The sequence below is a fragment of the Herbiconiux liangxiaofengii genome (assembly GCF_041927335.1).
GTDB lineage: Bacteria > Actinomycetota > Actinomycetes > Actinomycetales > Microbacteriaceae > Herbiconiux > Herbiconiux liangxiaofengii.
Genome location: NZ_JBHFHD010000015.1, coordinates 145227 through 162628, shown reverse-complemented (window position 1 = coordinate 162628; position 17402 = coordinate 145227). Strand labels below are relative to the sequence as shown.

Sequence of the window (17402 nt, the reverse complement as noted above, 5' to 3'; positions counted from 1 at the left end):
CCGCACCGCGGGCCGCCGCGCGGCACGCGCATCCGCCGCTCGGGGGAGGCACCGCGGTCGCAACCATCCGCACGGCCGATACCCCCGAAGGCACGCGATCCCTAGCCTGAGAACACCACCCCACCTCCCACCAGAAGGGCCCCCATGCTCGAGATCGAAGACGTCTCCCGCTCGTTCGGCGGCCGGCGCGTGCTCGACGGCGTGAGCTTCACCGTCGGCGACGGCCGCATGACCGGCTTCGTCGGCGGCAACGGCGCCGGCAAGACCACCACGATGCGCATCATCCTCGGCGTGCTCGCGAGCGACAGCGGCACCGTGACCCTCGACGGCACCCGCCTCACCCCGGCCGACCGCGCACTGTTCGGCTACATGCCCGAGGAGCGCGGCCTCTACCCCAAGATGAAGGTCGCGGAGCAGATCGTGTACCTCGGCCGCCTGCACGGCATGAAGGAGTCCGCCGCCACGAAGAGCACCACCGACCTGCTCGACCGTCTCGGCCTCGCCGACCGCGCCGACGCGACCGTCGAGAGCCTCTCGCTCGGAAACCAGCAGCGCGCCCAGATCGCCGCGGCCCTCGTGCACGATCCGAGCGTGCTCGTGCTCGACGAGCCCTTCTCGGGGCTCGACCCGATGGCCGTCGAGACCGTGCAGTCCGTGCTCGTCGAGCACGCGGCCACGGGAGTGCCGGTGCTGTTCTCCTCGCACCAGCTCGACATCGTCGAGCGCATCTGCGACGACCTCGTGGTGATCGCCGGCGGCCGTATCCGCGCGCAGGGCTCGCGCGACGAGCTTCGAACCCAGCACGCCGAGGCGCGCTACGAGATCGACCTCTCCCACGACGCCGGCTGGGTGCGCGAGATGCCCGGCGTGCGCGTGGTCGAGCTCGACGGCGACTTCGCCGTGTTCGAGGTCGAGCACGGCGACCAGGGCCAGGATGCGGCCCAGGCCGTTCTGCGCCGCGCCCTCGACACCGGCCCCGTGCGCCGCTTCACCCCCGTTGTGCCCACCCTCTCCCAGATCTTCAAGGAGGTCGTGCGATGACCGCCACCACCACCCGCAAGCGCCCCTCCGCGATCTCACCGGTGCAGGCCACCCGGCTCGTCGCATCCCGCGAGATCGGCATGCGGCTGCGCAGCAAGGCGTTCCTCATCTCTGCCGCGATCCTGCTGGTCGCTGTGCTCGCGTCCATCGTGGTGAGCGGCATCCTGTCGGCCAACGCGAGCGCTCCCAAAGTGGCCGTGGTGCCGCCCACCGCCGCCGTGGCGGCCGCTCTCGGCGAGCAGCTCGAGGTCACGCAGGCGGCATCCGTCGACGAGGCCGAGCAACTCGTGCGCGACGGAGACGTCGACGCTGCCATCGTGCCGGCCGGCAGCATCGAGGGCGCGACGCCCGCGGCCGGGGCGACCCCCGCATCCGGAGCCGGACTCGACATCGAGGTGGTGGCCCTGAGCGACACCCCCACGAGCATCGTCTCGCTGCTCAGCCAGGCACCGCCGGTGGCGCTGCTGGAGCCCGGCGACTCCGACGGGCTGCTCGCCTACATCGTGGGCATCGCGTTCGGGGTGGCGTTCTTCATGGCCGCGGTCACCTTCGGCTCCACGATCGCGCAGAGCGTGGTGGAGGAGAAGCAGACGCGCGTGGTCGAGATCCTGCTGTCCACCATCACCGCCCGCGAGCTGCTGGCGGGCAAGGTGATCGGCAACAGCATCCTGGCGTTCGGCCAGACGGCCCTGGTGGGGGCGGCGGCCGTGCTGGGCCTCGCCATCACGGGCCAGTCGGCGCTGCTCGGGCTGCTCGGGCCCGCGATCGCCTGGTTCGTGGTGTTCTTCATCTTCGGCTTCGTGCTGATCGCCGCGCTCTACTCGGCGAGCGCCGCCCTGGTCTCGCGCCAGGAGGACGTGGGCTCGGTCACCTCGCCGGTGACGATGCTCGTGATGATCCCCTACTTCCTGGTCATCTTCTTTAACTCGAACGAGACGGTGATGACCTGGATGTCGTACATCCCGTTCTCGGCGCCGATCGGCATGCCGCTGCGACTGTTCCTCGGCGACGCCGAGTGGTGGGAGCCGCTGGTGTCGCTCGTCATCCTGCTGGCGACCACCGCGGTCGTGGTGGTGCTGGGTTCGCGCATCTACGCGAACTCGCTGCTGCGCACCGGTCCGCGCGTGAAGCTCGGCGAGGCGCTGCGGGGCTGACGCCACGCGGGCCACACGCGGCGGGCTCCGGATGGGGGCGGGCAGTGCGCCCGGTCGTGCCGGAGCCCGCTCGATGTTTGGCAGAATCGAGGGGTGACCGAACCCCTGCACGACCTCACCTCCCGCGGCTTCGCCTCCGACAACTACGCCGGGGCCCACCCCGAGGTGCTCGAGGCCATCGCCCGCGCCAACGGCGGGCACCAGGTCGCCTACGGCGGCGACGTCTACACGGCCGAGCTGCAGAAGGTCATCGCCCAGCAGTTCGGCGACCGCGCCGAAGCCTTCCCGGTCTTCAACGGAACCGGGGCCAACGTCGTGGGCCTGCAGTCGATGCTGCCGCGCTGGGGTGCGGTGGTGTGCTCCACCACCGCACACATCCACACCGACGAGAACGCGGCGCCCGAGCGCGTGGCCGGCCTGAAGCTGCTCACCGTGCCCACGCCCGACGGCAAGCTCACCCCCGAGCTCATCGACGTGGAGGCCTGGGGCTGGGGCGACGAGCACCGCGCGCAGCCGCTCGCCGTCTCCATCACGCAGACCACCGAGCTCGGCACGGCCTACACGATCGACGAGATCGCCGCCATCACCGAGCACGCCCACGCCCGCGGCATGACCGTTCACCTCGACGGTTCGCGCATCTCCAACGCGGCGGCCTCGCTGGGCGCTCCGCTGCGTGCATTCACGACGGATGCGGGGGTCGACGTGGTCTCGCTCGGCGGCACCAAGAACGGCCTGCTCTACGGCGAGGCCGTGGTGGTGCTGAATCCGGATGCGGTCACCGGCATCCCCTTCCTCCGCAAGCTCGACATGCAGCTGGCCAGCAAGATGCGGTTCGTGTCGGCGCAGCTGATCGCGCTGTACGGCTCAGACCTGTGGCTGCGGTCGGCCACGCACGCCAACGCCATGGCGGCGCGGTTGCGTGCGGCGGTCGAGGGGCTGCCGGGTGTCACGGTGACGCAGGAGACCCAGTCGAACGCGGTGTTCGCGATCGTGCCGCCCGGAGTGGCCGACCGGCTGCGCGAGGTGTTCCGGTTCTACGACTGGAACCCGGCCACCGGCGAGGTGCGCTGGATGTGCTCCTTCGACACCACCGCCGACGACGTCGACGCCTTCGCATCGGCCCTGGCCGACCTCCTCGCGTCGGCCTGATCAGGGGGCGCAGCGACCCGCAGGTCAGTCGCCGAAGTCGGCTTCGGGGGTGCACCCGAGGGGCTCGGAGTTGCCGCTCACGGTGAACTCCTCGCACGTCAGGAACCTCGACTGGTTGGCACCCAGGAAGAATGACGCCACCGCTACCAGCGCCACCACGCCGATGACGAACCATCGGAGTCGGGGCGTGACGTCTTCGGCGACCTCGGGCCAGATCATCCGGGCGAGCACCCACACGGTCGTGGGTACCGCGAGCAGGGCGACCGCGACGGCGAGAAGGGCGACGAGGAGCGAGGCGAGGTCGTCGGACCCGGGCTGCACCGCGAAACTCGCGGCCAGGTAACCGCTCGGCGCGAGCAGGGCGGCAGCCCGCCACCATCGTCCGCGGCCCCGTCCGTAGAACGCGACCACGAAGAACGCGCCGGTCGCCGCCGCCCAGATCGTGAGCAGCTGGTCGAAGAAGAAGTCACCCCACGCGCCGAGCGTGAAGGCCGGCCACCAGACGGCGGCGCACATGCCCACCACGATCACCCCGGCGATGCGCATCGAGGCGGCGTCGCGCCGCTCGCGCGGCACGGCCTCCTCGTGGGTCACACGCACACGGTATCACCGGGCACCCACGGCTGCTCGGTACCCCCAGGGGGTATATGCTTGCCGCATGACGCCCGAGCACGCTGAGCACGACGGCCACGACCACTCCGCCCACAGCGGGCACGATCACGCGAGCCACGACGCGCACGCGGGACACGCAGGTCATGACATGCACGCGGGCCACGACGCGCACGCAGGTCACGACATGCACGCCGGCCACGGCCACGCGAACCACGACCACGCCGGCCACGGCGGACACGCAGGCCACGACCACAGCGGCCACGTCGCCGTGTTCCGGCGGCTGTTCTGGGTGATGCTCGTGGTGGCCGTGCCCGTGGTGGCGTTCAGCTCGATGTTCGCCATGATCCTCGGCTACGACCTCCCGGCCGACGGCCCCGTCACCTGGATCTCGCCCGTGTTCGGCACCGTGATGTTCGTGATCGGCGGCCGACCCTTCCTCACCGGCGGCGTCGACGAGCTGCGCGCCAGGCAACCCGGCATGATGCTGCTCATCGCGCTCGCCATCTCGGTGGCCTTCGTGGCGAGCTGGGGAGCCACCCTGGGCCTCCTCGACCACCAGCTCGACTTCTGGTGGGAGCTCGCCCTGCTGATCGTGATCATGCTCCTCGGCCACTGGATCGAGATGCGCTCCCTCGCTCAGACCACCTCGGCGCTGGACTCCCTCGCCGCCCTGCTGCCCGACGAGGCCGAGCGCATCGACGCCGGCACAGGCACAGTCGCCAGCACAAGCACAACGACCACCACCACCGTCTCCCCCGCCGACCTCCGCGTCGGCGACCTGGTGATCGTGCGCCCCGGCGGCCGCGTGCCCGCCGACGGCGAGGTGGTCGAGGGCACCGCCGACGTCGACGAGTCGATGATCACCGGCGAGTCCCGGCCCGTCTCCCGGGGCCCTGGGGCTCACGTGGTCGCCGGCACCGTCGCCACCGACACGGCTCTGCGCATCCGGGTCACCGCCATCGGCGACGACACGGCGCTGGCGGGAATCCAGCGCCTGGTCACCGAGGCGCAGAACTCGAGCTCCCGCGCTCAGCGCATCGCCGACGTGGCCGCGGGCTGGCTGTTCTGGTTCGCGCTCGGCTCGGCGGTCATCACCGCCGTGGTGTGGACGCTCGTGGGCAGCCCCGACGACGCCGTCATCCGCACCATCACCGTGCTGGTCATCGCCTGCCCGCACGCGCTGGGCCTCGCCATCCCACTGGTGGTCTCCATCGCCACCGAGCGCGCCGCGAAGGCCGGCATCCTGGTGAAAGACCGGCTCGCCCTCGAGACGATGCGCACGGTCGACACGGTGGTCTTCGACAAGACGGGCACGCTCACCAGGGGCGCCCCCGCGGTCACCTCCGTCGTCGCAGCAGAAGGCGCAGCCGGCGGCGCAAGAGGCGGCGCAGCACCCCTCAGCTCCGACGACGTGCTGGCCCTGGCCGCGGCCACCGAGGGCGACAGTGAGCACCCGCTGGCCCGGGCGATCGTCGACGCGGCCCGGATGCGCGGCCTGGCCGTGCCCGCAGCCACCGGATTCGAGTCGTCGGCCGCGGTGGGGGTGAGCGCCCGCGTCGGCGACTCCGTCGTGCACGTGGGCGGCCCACGCCTGCTCGAGCAGCACGGAGTGCACCCCCTGGCCGCCGCCGGGGCAGCCCCGACCGCAGAGACCGTCCTGCACGTCCTCCGCGACCACGAGGTCGTCGGCCGCATCACCCTGGCCGACGAGGTGCGCCCCGAGTCGCGCCAGGCCGTCGACGAGCTGCGCCGCCAGAACATCGAGGTGGTCATGATAACCGGCGACGCCGAACCCGTGGCCCGCGCGGTGGCCGCCGAACTGGGCATCGAACGGTTCTATGCCGGCGTGCGCCCCGAAGACAAGTCGGCCGCGGTGGCCGGCCTGCAGTCCGAGGGCCGACGCGTGGCGATGGTGGGAGACGGCGTCAACGACGCCCCCGCCCTGGCGCGGGCCGATGTGGGCATCGCGATCGGCGCCGGAACCGACGTCGCCATCGCCTCGGCCGGCGTCATCCTGGCCAGCGACGACCCGCGTGCGGTTCTCTCGGTCATCCGCCTCTCGAAGGCCGGGTACCGCAAGATGACCCAGAACCTCTGGTGGGCCGCGGGCTACAACCTGCTGTCGGTTCCGCTGGCGGCGGGCGTGCTCGCGCCGATCGGCTTCGTGCTGCCGATGTCGGTGGGTGCCGTGCTGATGTCGCTCTCCACCATCATCGTGGCCCTGAACGCGCAGCTGCTGCGCCGCCTCGACCTGCGACCGGATGCCCGTGCCGCCGTCTCGACGACCGCGCCGGCATCCGCCCCCACCCCCACCGCCCCCACCCGGATCGGAGCCTGACCATGTCGGCCGAACACGCCCACCACGGCTACATCACCCAGAAGGACGCCTATCTCAAGCGCCTCAAGCGCATCGAGGGTCAGGCCCGCGGCCTGCAGAACATGGTCGACGAGGAGAAGTACTGCATCGACATCCTCACCCAGATCTCGGCGATGACGAGCGCTCTGGAGTCGGTGGCCCTGGGCCTCCTGGAAGACCATCTCGGCCACTGCGTGGTGGAGGCGGTGGCCGAGGGCGGCGACGTGGCGGAGGCCAAACTCAAAGAGGCGACGGCGGCGATCGCGCGGCTCGTGAAGTCGTAGCGGGCGCGGGACTGGCCGCCGAACGAGCGGGTCGACGGCCACCACGGGCTACCGCCGGCCGCCACAGGGATGCTCCAGGCAGGCCCCCCTAGGGTTGTCGCATGAGCCTGGCGTACGCCGACCCACTGTCCCTCGACCTCTCGGAAGCAGCCCCCACCGACGCGGCCGACTCCGGCCTCGGCCCCATCGGCGACTGGGTGGTGGGCCTCATGGACACCCTCGGCGCCCCGGGCGCCGGCCTCGCGGTGGCCGTCGAGAACCTCTTCCCGCCCATCCCGAGCGAGGTCATCCTGCCGCTCGCCGGGTTCGCGGCCAGTCGCGGCGACCTCGACCTGGTGGCCGCCATCCTGTTCACCACCCTCGGCTCCCTGGTGGGCGCGCTCGCGCTCTACGGCCTGGGCGCGTGGCTCGGTCGCGACCGCATGCGGGCCATCGTCCGCCGCCTGCCCCTGGTCGACGTCGACGACGTCGACCGCACCGAGGCCTGGTTCCGGCGGCACGGCCCGAAGGCGGTGTTCTTCGGGCGCATGCTGCCGCTGTTCCGCAGCTTCATCTCCATCCCCGCGGGCATCGAACGGATGCCGCTGTGGCAGTTCGCCCTGCTCACCACTGCGGGCTCGGCCATCTGGAACACCGCGTTCATCCTGGCCGGGTTCTGGCTCGGCGAGCAGTGGCACGTGGTGGAGGACTACGCCGGGGTGCTGCAGTACGCGGTGATCGCCGCGGTCGTGATCGCGGTGGCAGTGTTCGTGCTGAAGCGGGTGCGCAAGCACCGCGCCGGTCGCACCGACGGGCCGATCTGACCGACCTCCCGACCGGATGCGAGCCGCGCCGGTCCGTGTTCTGACCGGCATCTGAGAAGCTGGGGCGTGCCCACCCCGCCGACCGACCGCATCCTGGGGCTCGATCTCGCCCGGTTCGTGGCCATCGTCGGCATGATGGCGACGCACGTGTGGCTCTCGAGCGACCTCCTCAACGGAGAGAAGGTGTGGATCTCGGAACAGTTCGAGGGCCGCGCCTCGGCTCTGTTCGCCGTGCTGGCGGGCGTGGGTGCGGTGCTCGCCACACGCCGGGCGGTCGCGTCGGCCCGGCCCGCGACGGCCAGGTGGATGCTCGTCGGTCGCGGTCTCGCCCTCGTGGTGATCGGCCTGACGGTGGGGCTCCTGGCCAACCCGATCCTCGTCATCCTCGCCTACTACGGCGTGCTGTTCTGGATGCTCGCGCTCGTCGTCACGTGGCCTCGCTGGGCACTCGCCGTCGCGGCGGGGATGCTCGTGGTGCTGGGTCCGGTGGCCTGCTGGGCGGTGGGCGGTCTGACCGGGGCCACGGATGCGGCGCCGACGAACCCGAGCTGGCTCTCGTTCGCCGACCCGCTCGCCCTGCTGCGGCAGCTGCTGTTCACCGGCACCTATCCGGCTGCCGCCTGGGTGGTCTACGGACTGGTGGGAATGCTGGTGGGGCGTGCGCTGCTGGTCGCCCGATCGGCCGTTCTGCTGCGTCGACTGTGCCTGCGCCTCGTCGGTCTCGGCGCCGCGATCTGGCTCGCCGGCATCGGGCTGGCGGTGCTCACGCAGCAGGTGCTCGGCGGAGTGCACGCCTACGCGAAGGCGCTCGGCATCGGCGAGAACGGGGCCCGGCGGCAACTCGTCGAGGGGGGCTCCGGCCGACCGCTGCCCGGCACCTGGCTCAGCCTCATCGGGTCGGGCCCGCACCAGGGCACCACCGCCGACCTCCTCCTCACCAGCGGGTTCGCCGTCGTGACGATCGGGCTGCTGGTGCTGCTGGGTTCGCTGCTCGGGCCCGCCGCGCGGCGCATCCTGACCCCGGTGACGGCCGCCGGGGCAGCGCCCCTCACCGTGTACACCGTGCACGTGCTGGTGGTGGGGGTGGTGACGCTCGCGGCCCTGGGCAAGCCGTACAGCGAGCTGAGCTACGTGGAGTACGTGTCGCTGGACGACCCGTGGTACCTGTCGAGCCCCGGGTTCTTCGCGGCGAACGTGGTGCTCGCACTGCTGATCGGATGTCTGCTGGCGGTGCTCGGGCGACGCGGCCCCCTGGAGACCGCGGTGACCTGGGCGGGGCGGAGCGCCGGACGGCTGGGAATAGGGACGCGTTCCGCGAAGTTGAGATGACTCATCCGGACCACAGTCCGGATACCGTGCACGACGGGGTGCACCGGCCACAACCACCTCGACGAACGGACACCCCATGACCCTCACCACCGACAGCGCCCGGCCGGCCTTCGATCGCGCCGCCGAGACCAGCGCGCCCATCCTCCCCACGCTCGCCGAGCGCTGGAGCCCGCGCTCCTTCGAGGCGGCCCGCCCGATCGACGAGTCGGCCCTCACCGCTGCGCTCGAGGCCGCCCGCTGGGCCCCCTCGGCCGCGAACTCGCAGCCCGCCCGCTTCATCGTGGCCCGCCGCGGATCCGAGGCGTTCGACCTCATCGCCGGCACCCTGATGGGCTTCAACTCCGTCTGGGCCGGTTCGGCCGGAGCGTTCGTGGTGGGCATCGCCGAGGTGACCGACGCCGACGGCAAGCCACGCCGCTGGGCGGAGTACGACCTCGGCCAGGCCATCGCCCACCTGAGCGTGCAGGCCCACCACGACGGACTGCACGTGCACCAGATGGGCGGATTCGACGCTGCCGCCCTCGCACAGGCCTTCGACCTCGCCGACTCCCTCGTGCCCCTGACGGTCACGGCCCTCGGCACCCTGGCCTCGCCCGACGCCCTGCCCGACGACTCCCTCCGCGCCCGCGAGCTCGCACCGCGCACCCGCCTCCCCCTCGACGAGCTCCTCCTCGCCAACGCCTGACCCCCGGCGCAGCCCACCCGGCGGGGGCAACCCCAGCCCCGGCCCCGGCACGCAACGACGGAGGGTCGGCCCCAGTTCGGGCCGACCCTCCGTCGTTCGCCGTTTCCGACCCCGAACCCCGTCGCTACCTCGGCAGGACCTCGTCGACCGGGGCCGCCTCCACCGTCAGACCCTCGCCCGAGGCCGCCACGTCGACCCGCACGGTGTCGCCGTCGCGCACCGACCCCGCGAGCAGCGCCCGCGCCAGCCGGTCGTCGATCTCGTGCTGCATCAGGCGGCGCAGCGGCCGAGCCCCGTAGACGGGGTCGTACCCGTGCGAGGCCAACCAGGCCCGCGCATCCGGAGTCACCGCGAGCGCCAGCCGGCGCGAGGCCAGCCGACGCGACAGCCGGTCGACGTACAGCGACACGATCTGGGCCAGGTCGTCTTCGGACAGGGCCGAGAACACCACGATGTCGTCGAGCCGGTTCACGAACTCGGGCTTGAAGGCCGCCCGCACCGCGTCCAGCACGAGCTCCTTGGCCGCCGCGGCCGGCAGCGCCGGGTCGACGAGGTACTGCGAGCCCAGGTTCGACGTGAGGATGAGGATGGTGTTGCGGAAGTCGACCGTGCGGCCCTGGCCGTCGGTGAGCCGCCCGTCGTCGAGCACCTGCAGCAGCACGTCGAACACCTCGGGGTGGGCCTTCTCCACCTCGTCCATCAGGATGACCGAGTAGGGCCGGCGCCGCACCGCCTCGGTGAGCTGGCCGCCCTGCTCGTAGCCGATGTAGCCGGGAGGGGCGCCGAGCAGCCGGGCCACCGAGTGCTTCTCGCCGTACTCCGACATGTCGATGCGCACGAGTGCCTTCTCATCGTCGAACAGGAAGTCGGCGAGCGCCTTGGCCAGCTCCGTCTTGCCCACGCCCGTGGGCCCGAGGAAGAGGAACGAACCGGTCGGCCGGTCTTCGTCGGCGATGCCGGCCCGCGAGCGCCGAACGGCGTCGGCGACGGCCGAGACCGCCTCGCGCTGGCCGATCAGGCGCCGGGCGAGCTCCGACTCGAGCGCGAGCAACCGGTCGGTCTCGCCCTGGGTGAGCCGGTCGACGGGGATGCCCGTCCACGCGGCGATCACGGCCGCGATGTCGTCGGAGCCCACCTGGTCGTTCACCATGCGCTCGCCGCCGTCGGCGTCGACCTCCGCGGCCTCGGCCTCGGCGAGGGAGCGCTCGAGCACCGGGATCTCGCCGTACAGCAGGCGCGACGCCTGCTCGAGGTTGCCCTCGCGCTGGGCCCGCTCGGCCCGCATGCGCGCGTTGTCGAGCTTCTCCTTCAGCTCACCCACGCGGTTGAGGGCGGAACGCTCGCGGTCCCACCGCTCCTGCAGCCCGGCGAGGGTCGCCGAACGCTCGGCGAGGGTGGCGCGGAGGGCGGCCAGCCGCTCGCGGGAGGCGTCGTCCTTCTCCTTCTTCAGCGCGAGCTCCTCGAGCTTCAGGCGGTCGACCGATCGGCGCAGTTCGTCGATCTCCACCGGCGCCGAGTCGATCTCCATGCGCAGCCGCGAGGCTGCCTCGTCGATCAGGTCGATGGCCTTGTCGGGCAGCTGCCGGCCCGGGATGTAGCGGTTCGACAGCGCGGCCGCCGCAACGAGGGCCGAATCGGCGATCGACACCTTGTGGTGCGCCTCGTACCGCTCCTTCAGGCCGCGCAGGATCGCGATGGTGTCCTCCACCGAGGGCTCACCCACGAACACCTGCTGGAAACGGCGCTCCATGGCCGCGTCGCGCTCGATGAACTCGCGGTACTCGTCGAGGGTCGTGGCGCCGATGAGCCGCAGCTCGCCGCGCGCGAGCATCGGCTTCAGCATGTTCGACGCCGCCACCGACCCCTCGCCACCGCCGGCGCCCATCAGGGTGTGCAGCTCGTCGATGAAGGTGATGATCTGGCCGTCGGCGTCGTTGATCTCCTTCAGCACGGCCTTCAGCCGCTCCTCGAACTCGCCGCGGTACTTCGCCCCGGCCACGAGGGCGGCCAGGTCCAGCGACACCAACTGCTTGCCCTTCAGCGAGTCGGCCACGTCGCCGGCCACGATGCGCTGGGCGAGGCCCTCCACCACCGCGGTCTTGCCCACGCCCGGTTCGCCGATGAGCACGGGGTTGTTCTTGGTGCGGCGGGTGAGCACCTGGCTCACCCGCCGGATCTCGGCGTCGCGCCCGATCACGGGGTCGAGCTTGCCGCTCGCCGCGATCTCGGTCAGGTTGACGCCGTACTGCTCGAGAGCGCTCTTCTGCTCGTCGGTGTTCGGGGCTCCCTGGTTCGTTGCCATGTCTCTCGCTCGTCTTCCTTCTTCAGATTCGTGACAGATGGATAAAAAACTTGAGTCGATGTGACTCAACTTACCAGAACGCTCATCGGCACACCAGCATTCCCACGGACGCCGTTGCGCTTCCGTGATGTAAGGTTCGGCCCACGTTCAAACTGGCATGGTAGAAACGAGACCGTGCGCGTCCTTCCTCCCGGTGTCCGATTCCTTCTCGGACTCTCCGGATCCATCGGCATCGCCCTCGGATCCTTCGGCGTGGGCTGGCTCGGTCCTGACTCGACGCTGCACGGCTGGGCTCTGCTCGAGTTCATCCGCAACTCCCGCGGCGGCGTCGCCGTGAGCGGCCTGCTCGTGGTCTTCGGCGCCCTCATGCTCCTGGTGGCCTGGATCGCCCTGGGTATGTCGATGCTCGAACGGCGCGGCGCCCGCTCGGTCGACCACACCGCCTCGCGGCGCGCATCCCTCAGCGAGGTCGTGGCCTCGGCCGCCGCCTGGAGCGCCCCTCTGCTGGTGTCGCTGCCGCTGTTCAGCCGCGACATGTTCGCCTACGTCGGCCAGGGCCGCCTGATGGGCGCCGGCCTCAACCCGTACACCACGGGCATGGCCGAGCTGCCCGGCTGGTACGGCATCGGAGTCGACCCGCTCTGGGCCGACACCAACACGCCCTACGGCCCGGTGTTCGTGTGGCTCGAGCGCGTCGTGGTTCAGTCGACGGATGCGCTGCCCACCGAGGTGGCCGTGTTCGCCTTCCGCCTGCTGGCCGCCGCGGGGCTGGCCATGCTCGCCTACTACGCCTGGCGCATCGCCCGGCTGCGGGGCCTGAACGAGGCGGGCGTGCTCTGGATCGTGGCCGCCAGCCCGCTCGTCATCATGAACTTCGTGGCCGCCGGTCACAACGACTCGATCATGCTCGCCTTCATCGTGGGCGGCGTGTACTACGCGCTGAAAGACCGGCCCATCCTGGGCACCGTGTTCATCGCCGTCGCCATCGGCATAAAGCCCATCGCTCTGTTGGCCCTGCCCATCATCGGGCTCATCTGGGCGGGGTCTGCCGCCGGCTGGGGCGCGATCATCCGCCGCTGGGCCGCCGTGGCCGGCATCGCGCTGGGTTCGCTCGCCCTCGTGGGCTGGAGTCTGGGCATCGGCATGGGCTGGATCGCCGCCCTCGCCACCCCCGTCTCGATCTCGTCGTGGTACGCGCCGGCCAGCGTGCTGGGAATCAGTGTCGGCGGCCTGTTCTCGGGCGTCGGTCTCGACGGCGAGCTGGCGCAGCAGCTGGTGAAGACCGCCCTGCTCGCGGCCGGCTGCGCCCTTGCGGCCTACCTCGTGATCGCCCGGCGCCAGCTCGATCCGCTGCGCCTGCTGCTCGGCGTGTTCGCGGCCGTCGTGCTCGCGTCGCCCGTGGTGCACCCCTGGTACGGCCTGTGGCTGCTCACCCTGCTCGCGCTGAACGGTGCCGAGAAGCTCTGGAGCATCCGCACCGTGGTCTACTCCACCGTGTTCTTCATGCTGATCGGGCTGGCCGAGCCGCTCGACCTCATCCCGCGGCTCGAGACGGACACGCGCATCCCGGTGATCGTGATCGGCGTGGCCCTGATCGGTGCCGCCGCGGTGCTGGTGGGCAGCGAGATGCTGGTGCGCCGCCGGCGCGCGGTGCTCGGCTTCCGCATCGCCGAACCGGCCTGATCCGCCGAACAGAACCGGCCTGACCCGCTCGGGCGCGGCCGTGCCGGCCCGCACTCAACGCTTGGTGGAGACCATCACCGTGAACTTGGCGTTGCGGTCGACCTGACGCGTAACTCCCACGGCCCGCTGCAACGCGGCACGGTAGGCGAGGTGCGAGTTGAACACCGTCCAGAGCTCGCCACCCGGCGCCAACACCCGGCCCGCGGCCTGGAACAACTTCAGCGCGATGCCGGCGTGCACGGTCGAACCCTGGTGGAACGGGGGGTTCAGCAGCACCAGTTCGGCACTTCCGTCGTCGAACCCGGCGAGCGCGTCGTCCTGCACCACCTCCACGTTCCGGATGCCGTTGACCTCCATGGTCTGCCGCGCCGATTCCACGGCCGCGGCCGACTGGTCGGTGGCGATCACCCGCAGGTCGGGGCGCGCCCGGGCGAGGTACGCGCTCAGCACGCCCGTTCCACAGCCGAGGTCGACGGCGGTGCGGGCATCCGGTTTCATGGCGTCGAGGCTGCCGAGCAGGAATCGCGTGCCGATGTCGATCTTCGTGCCCGCGAACGCTCCCCCGGTGGCGCAGACCTCGAGGCCCGGCTCGGGCTCGGCGTGGAACTCCCTGCGCACCGGCGCCGGCGTCACGCCCTCCCGAGGCATCGTCGCCACCAGCACACGCGACTTCTGCCTCGCGAGGGTGGCGGTGACGCGGTCGAACGACTCGGCGAGCACGTCGTTCATGCCGGGGGTCATGTGCTTCACCCGGCCGCCGGCGAACACCACCACCTCGGGGTCGGCGTAGGCGGCGATGGCCCGGGTGACGTCGTCGAGCTCGGCGAGCGAGCGGGGCAGCTGGAGCAGCACGACCCGCGCACCCTCGAGCAGTTCGCGGCCCAACGGCAGGTTGACGAAGCGGCCGGTGAGGTCGATGTCGGATGCGCGCCGGGCATTCTCGGCCAGGGCGAGCTCGCCGGCCCGCGAATCCTGGTGCACCCGGATGCCGTGCAGATCGAGCACGGCTGCGGCGCCCAGGGTGAGGGCCCCGTAGCCGTCGCCGATCACCACGACGCGGCCGCGGCCGGCGGCATCGGGCCCGTCGAGCCCGCGCACCGCCTCGAGTGCGCCGAGTGCCTCGTCGAGGATGAGGCGATCGCTGGCGTCGGCTGCGAACAGGTTGTCGGCCTCGACGTCGGGGTAGCGGCGGAGGGCGTCGAACGAGAACTCAGGCACCCCCCAACGTTACGCGCTGCGCCCCACCCTCACAGTCGCGGTGCATCCGACGGCGGCGCCGGAGGCCCGGCCGGGCCGGACTCCGTCGGCAGCCGGTTCGCGAACGCGACCGTGAACAGCGAGCAGGTCGCCGTGCCGACGAGCAACGCCAGTGCAGCCACGATCACCACGGCTGTGACGGCGACCGTCTCCGCGTACTCCCCGGTCCACAGCACGAGGGCCGAGAAGAGCCCGATCACGATCGCCACCCACCCGGCGAGCAACGCCAGCACCGTCACCGCGACACTCGACAGGGCAAGCGACCACGACACGATGCTCCGGGCCCGCTGCATCCCTCGACGCCGCAGCACCGCGACGCCCGCGAACCACGCTCCCGCCAGCACGAGCACCGAGACCGCCACCAGGAGCCATCCGCCCAGGGTCTGCTGCGACGGGGTCTGCTGCGACGGGGCCCACCCGCCGAGCAGGTACCAGGCGAACGCCACCACCAGCGCGGCCAGGCCGATGCCCTGCACCAGCCCCGCCAGGGCGCCGGCTCCCGCCTGCGCGCGGCTCACCGACCGTGCCGGCCCGGATGATCTCGTCATCCCTCCACCCTCCGGCCATCCGGCCCGGGGGTCAATGAGTAATCGTCAGCGGTCGCCGGCGGGGCCGAGTTCGGGGCGCCAGACCACGAGCTCCGTGCGGCGCTGCGTGCGCGTGCCGTGCTTGAGCGAGATGACCTCGCCCGCCACCCCGGCGGCGAACACGCGGCGGCCGGGCCGGTTGAGCAGCTCGTCGGCGAGGGCGCCCTCGAGCTCGCGCACGCGGTCGGTGAGGGCGGCCACCTGGTTCTCGAGCTGCAGGATGCGCGCGATGCCCTCGAGGGAGACCCCCTCCGACGACAGCCGGGCCACCTCGCGCAGCTGCACCACGTCGCGCATCGAGTAGCGCCGCGACTTGCCCGCCGTGCGGGTGGGGCTCACGAGCCCGATGCGGTCGTACTGGCGAAGCGTCTGCGGGTGCATGCCCGCGAGCTCGGCCGCGACCGCGATGGCGAACAGCGGCGAGTTCTCGTCGACCTCGTCCATCCTGTTCCCCTCTCACTGGTCACGTACGAATTAGCCCCCGTGACTCGTCCCGAATCGGTGCGACACGCCGTGTCGCGGCCCGATTCGGGACGAGTCGCGGGGGTGGGGGATCTACTCGCGAGCCTTCTCGAGCAGTTCCAGTCGCGGGTTCTCGGGCGGTTCGACCGCGCGGAACGCCTCGAGCGCCTCGCGCTGAGCGGGCGACAGGTGCGAGGGCACCGCCACCTGAACCACGGCGAGCAGGTCGCCCGTGCCCTTCGAGGTCTCCACCCCGCGGCCCTTCACCCGCAGCACCCGGCCCGACGGAGTTCCCGCCGCGACCTTGAGCTTCACGGGTGAGCCGCCGAGCGTCGGCACCTCGATGGTGGCCCCGAGCGTCGCCTCGACGAACGTGACCGGCACGTTCACCCTGAGGTTCAGCCCGTCGCGCTCGAACACCGGATGCTTGCGCACCGACACCGTGAGAACGATGTCGCCGGGTTCGCCGCCGTCGGGCGAGGGCTCGCCCTTGCCGCGCAGCTTGATCTTCTGCTGATCGGCCACGCCCGCCGGGATCTTCACCGTGATCGGCTTGCCATCCGCTGTCTGCAGCTTGATGGTGTCGCCTTTCACGGCGGTGACGAAGTCGATGGTGGTGCGGGCGGTGACGTCGCGGCCCCGGGTGGGACCGTACGCACCGCCGAAGCCGGCCCGGCCGCCGCCGCGCCCGAACATGCCACCGAGGATGTCGTCGAAGCCGCCCGGCGCCTGCTGGTAGCTGTAGCTCTGCCCGCGGGCACCGCCACCGCCACCGCCGCCGAACATGCCACCGAAGACGTCTTCGAAGCCGCCGGCCTGGCCCCCGCCGCCCGCCGTGAAGCGGGCGCCGGAACCCATGGCGCGGATCTGGTCGTACTCCTTGCGCTGCTCGGCGTCGGAGAGCACCGAGTAGGCCTCGCTGATCTCCTTGAACCGGGCCTCGGCCGCCGCATCACCCTGGTTCGAATCGGGGTGGTACTGCCGCGCGAGCTTGCGATAGGCCTTCTTCAGGTCGGCGTCGGAGATCTCCTTCGAGACCCCGAGCGTCTTGTAGAAATCCTTGTCGAACCAGTCCTGGCTAGCCATTCGGCACCGCCACCACGACCTTGGCGGCGCGCAGCAGCGTGGAGCCGAGGTAGTACCCCGACTCGACCACGTCGGCGATCGTGGCAACGGTGACGTCGTCGGTGGGCTGCTGGAAGATCGCCTCGTGGATCTGAGGGTCGAACTCCTCGCCGGCGGCGGCGAAGGGCTTCAGCCCCACGCGCTCCACGCTGGTGCGCAGCTTGGTGGCGATGGCCGTGAACGGGCCACCCTCCTCCAGGTCGCCGTGCTTGGCCGCACGGTCGAGGTCGTCGAGCACCGGGATGAGATGCTTCACCACGTCGCCGACGGCGCGCTCCTTCTCCACCTCGCGGTTGGCCTCGGTGCGCTTGCGGTAGTTGGCGTACTCCGCCGTCACGCGCTGCAGGTCGGCGAGCCGCTCGGCAGCGAGCTCGTCGGACGAGCTCTGCCCCGAGAGGAACGAGAGATCCGCGTCGGAGAGCGAGGTCTCGATGTCCGGTCCCTCAGCCTGGATGAACGTGGGGTCGGGGGCGCCGCCCTCGGCGGCCGCCCCCTCCTCCGCAGGCTGACGAACCTCGGCGTCGGCCGACTCGGGGTCGGACGGGTGACCGTTGTGGTTGTCGTCAGTCATGG

At 71.4% G+C, this 17402-nt stretch carries 16 protein-coding genes; 9 read left to right on the top strand and 7 right to left on the bottom strand.

Annotated elements, in window-relative coordinates; translation table 11 throughout:
* Positions 1 to 144: 144 nt before the first annotated feature.
* From ACEXOR_RS16165 to ACEXOR_RS16155, 3 genes are all read left to right on the top strand, one after another.
* Positions 145 to 1041, top strand: a complete 897-nt coding sequence (locus ACEXOR_RS16165) for an ABC transporter ATP-binding protein (RefSeq protein WP_374850757.1) — start codon at positions 145 to 147, stop codon at positions 1039 to 1041.
* A complete protein-coding gene (locus tag ACEXOR_RS16160) occupies positions 1038 to 2195 on the top strand; it encodes an ABC transporter permease (protein ID WP_374850756.1) in 1158 nt (385 codons plus the stop codon). Before ACEXOR_RS16165 ends, ACEXOR_RS16160 begins: the two co-directional genes overlap by 4 nt.
* A gap of 93 nt (positions 2196 to 2288) precedes the next feature.
* On the top strand, positions 2289 to 3344 hold the full coding sequence (locus ACEXOR_RS16155; RefSeq protein WP_374850755.1) for a threonine aldolase family protein: 1056 nt from the start codon (positions 2289 to 2291) through the stop codon (positions 3342 to 3344).
* Positions 3345 to 3368: 24 nt separating this feature from the next.
* On the opposite strand, the gene ACEXOR_RS16150 is transcribed toward ACEXOR_RS16155, so the two are convergent.
* A complete protein-coding gene (locus ACEXOR_RS16150; protein WP_374850754.1) occupies positions 3369 to 3938 on the bottom strand; it encodes a hypothetical protein in 570 nt (189 codons plus the stop codon).
* A gap of 64 nt (positions 3939 to 4002) precedes the next feature.
* Between ACEXOR_RS16150 and ACEXOR_RS16145 the strand changes: the two genes are divergently transcribed.
* The 5 genes from ACEXOR_RS16145 (at position 4003) to ACEXOR_RS16125 (ending at position 9413) form a co-directional block, all read left to right on the top strand.
* Complete coding sequence (locus ACEXOR_RS16145; protein ID WP_374850752.1) at positions 4003 to 6294, top strand: heavy metal translocating P-type ATPase; 2292 nt, start codon at positions 4003 to 4005, stop codon at positions 6292 to 6294.
* A 2-nt stretch (positions 6295 to 6296) separates the two neighbouring features.
* Complete coding sequence (locus tag ACEXOR_RS16140; RefSeq protein ID WP_374850751.1) at positions 6297 to 6596, top strand: metal-sensitive transcriptional regulator; 300 nt, start codon at positions 6297 to 6299, stop codon at positions 6594 to 6596.
* A gap of 101 nt (positions 6597 to 6697) precedes the next feature.
* Positions 6698 to 7399: a DedA family protein gene (locus ACEXOR_RS16135; protein ID WP_374850749.1), complete on the top strand. Its 702-nt coding sequence runs from the start codon at positions 6698 to 6700 to the stop codon at positions 7397 to 7399.
* Positions 7400 to 7465: 66 nt separating this feature from the next.
* Positions 7466 to 8728: a DUF418 domain-containing protein gene (locus ACEXOR_RS16130; RefSeq protein ID WP_374850748.1), complete on the top strand. Its 1263-nt coding sequence runs from the start codon at positions 7466 to 7468 to the stop codon at positions 8726 to 8728.
* A gap of 76 nt (positions 8729 to 8804) precedes the next feature.
* Entirely contained in the window at positions 8805 to 9413 is a 609-nt protein-coding gene (locus ACEXOR_RS16125; RefSeq protein WP_374850746.1) for a nitroreductase family protein, read from the top strand.
* Between the two features lie 124 nt (positions 9414 to 9537).
* Here the strand turns inward: ACEXOR_RS16125 and ACEXOR_RS16120 are convergent, their stop codons facing one another.
* Positions 9538 to 11715 carry an ATP-dependent Clp protease ATP-binding subunit gene (locus tag ACEXOR_RS16120; protein WP_374850745.1) on the bottom strand — a complete coding sequence of 726 codons (2178 nt, stop codon included), beginning with the start codon at positions 11713 to 11715 and terminating at the stop codon, positions 9538 to 9540.
* Between the two features lie 174 nt (positions 11716 to 11889).
* On the opposite strand from ACEXOR_RS16120, the gene mptB reads away from it, so the two are divergent.
* A complete protein-coding gene (mptB, locus tag ACEXOR_RS16115) occupies positions 11890 to 13398 on the top strand; it encodes a polyprenol phosphomannose-dependent alpha 1,6 mannosyltransferase MptB (RefSeq protein WP_374850744.1) in 1509 nt (502 codons plus the stop codon).
* A 54-nt stretch (positions 13399 to 13452) separates the two neighbouring features.
* Here the strand turns inward: mptB and ACEXOR_RS16110 are convergent, their stop codons facing one another.
* From ACEXOR_RS16110 to ACEXOR_RS16090, 5 genes are all read right to left on the bottom strand, one after another.
* Positions 13453 to 14616 (bottom strand): class I SAM-dependent methyltransferase, encoded by a 1164-nt coding sequence (locus tag ACEXOR_RS16110; protein ID WP_374850743.1) that lies wholly within the window; start codon positions 14614 to 14616, stop codon positions 13453 to 13455.
* 29 nt (positions 14617 to 14645) lie between these two features.
* Positions 14646 to 15203 carry a hypothetical protein gene (locus ACEXOR_RS16105; protein WP_374850742.1) on the bottom strand — a complete coding sequence of 186 codons (558 nt, stop codon included), beginning with the start codon at positions 15201 to 15203 and terminating at the stop codon, positions 14646 to 14648.
* Positions 15204 to 15248: 45 nt separating this feature from the next.
* The gene (locus ACEXOR_RS16100; RefSeq protein WP_374850741.1) at positions 15249 to 15686 is read right to left on the bottom strand and encodes a heat shock protein transcriptional repressor HspR; all 438 of its coding nucleotides are present in this window, start codon (positions 15684 to 15686) and stop codon (positions 15249 to 15251) included.
* A 111-nt stretch (positions 15687 to 15797) separates the two neighbouring features.
* A complete protein-coding gene (locus ACEXOR_RS16095) occupies positions 15798 to 16790 on the bottom strand; it encodes a DnaJ C-terminal domain-containing protein (protein ID WP_374850740.1) in 993 nt (330 codons plus the stop codon).
* Positions 16783 to 17400, bottom strand: coding sequence for a nucleotide exchange factor GrpE (locus ACEXOR_RS16090; protein ID WP_374850739.1), 618 nt, complete (start codon positions 17398 to 17400; stop codon positions 16783 to 16785). Before ACEXOR_RS16090 ends, ACEXOR_RS16095 begins: the two co-directional genes overlap by 8 nt.
* Positions 17401 to 17402: the final 2 nt, after the last annotated feature.

What these genes read in the sequence shown, in the direction of transcription:
- ACEXOR_RS16165 (WP_374850757.1), top strand. Translation starts at nt 145, where the DNA reads ATGCTCGAGATCGAAGACGTCTCCCGCTCGTTCGGCGGCCGGCGCGTG.
- ACEXOR_RS16160 (WP_374850756.1), top strand. Translation starts at nt 1,038, where the DNA reads ATGACCGCCACCACCACCCGCAAGCGCCCCTCCGCGATCTCACCGGTG.
- ACEXOR_RS16145 (WP_374850752.1), top strand. Translation starts at nt 4,003, where the DNA reads ATGACGCCCGAGCACGCTGAGCACGACGGCCACGACCACTCCGCCCAC.
- ACEXOR_RS16140 (WP_374850751.1), top strand. Translation starts at nt 6,297, where the DNA reads ATGTCGGCCGAACACGCCCACCACGGCTACATCACCCAGAAGGACGCC.
- ACEXOR_RS16135 (WP_374850749.1), top strand. Translation starts at nt 6,698, where the DNA reads ATGAGCCTGGCGTACGCCGACCCACTGTCCCTCGACCTCTCGGAAGCA.
- ACEXOR_RS16125 (WP_374850746.1), top strand. Translation starts at nt 8,805, where the DNA reads ATGACCCTCACCACCGACAGCGCCCGGCCGGCCTTCGATCGCGCCGCC.
- ACEXOR_RS16120 (WP_374850745.1), bottom strand. Translation starts at nt 11,715, where the DNA reads ATGGCAACGAACCAGGGAGCCCCGAACACCGACGAGCAGAAGAGCGCT.
- ACEXOR_RS16105 (WP_374850742.1), bottom strand. Translation starts at nt 15,203, where the DNA reads ATGACGAGATCATCCGGGCCGGCACGGTCGGTGAGCCGCGCGCAGGCG.
- ACEXOR_RS16100 (WP_374850741.1), bottom strand. Translation starts at nt 15,686, where the DNA reads ATGGACGAGGTCGACGAGAACTCGCCGCTGTTCGCCATCGCGGTCGCG.
- ACEXOR_RS16095 (WP_374850740.1), bottom strand. Translation starts at nt 16,790, where the DNA reads ATGGCTAGCCAGGACTGGTTCGACAAGGATTTCTACAAGACGCTCGGG.
- ACEXOR_RS16090 (WP_374850739.1), bottom strand. Translation starts at nt 17,400, where the DNA reads ATGACTGACGACAACCACAACGGTCACCCGTCCGACCCCGAGTCGGCC.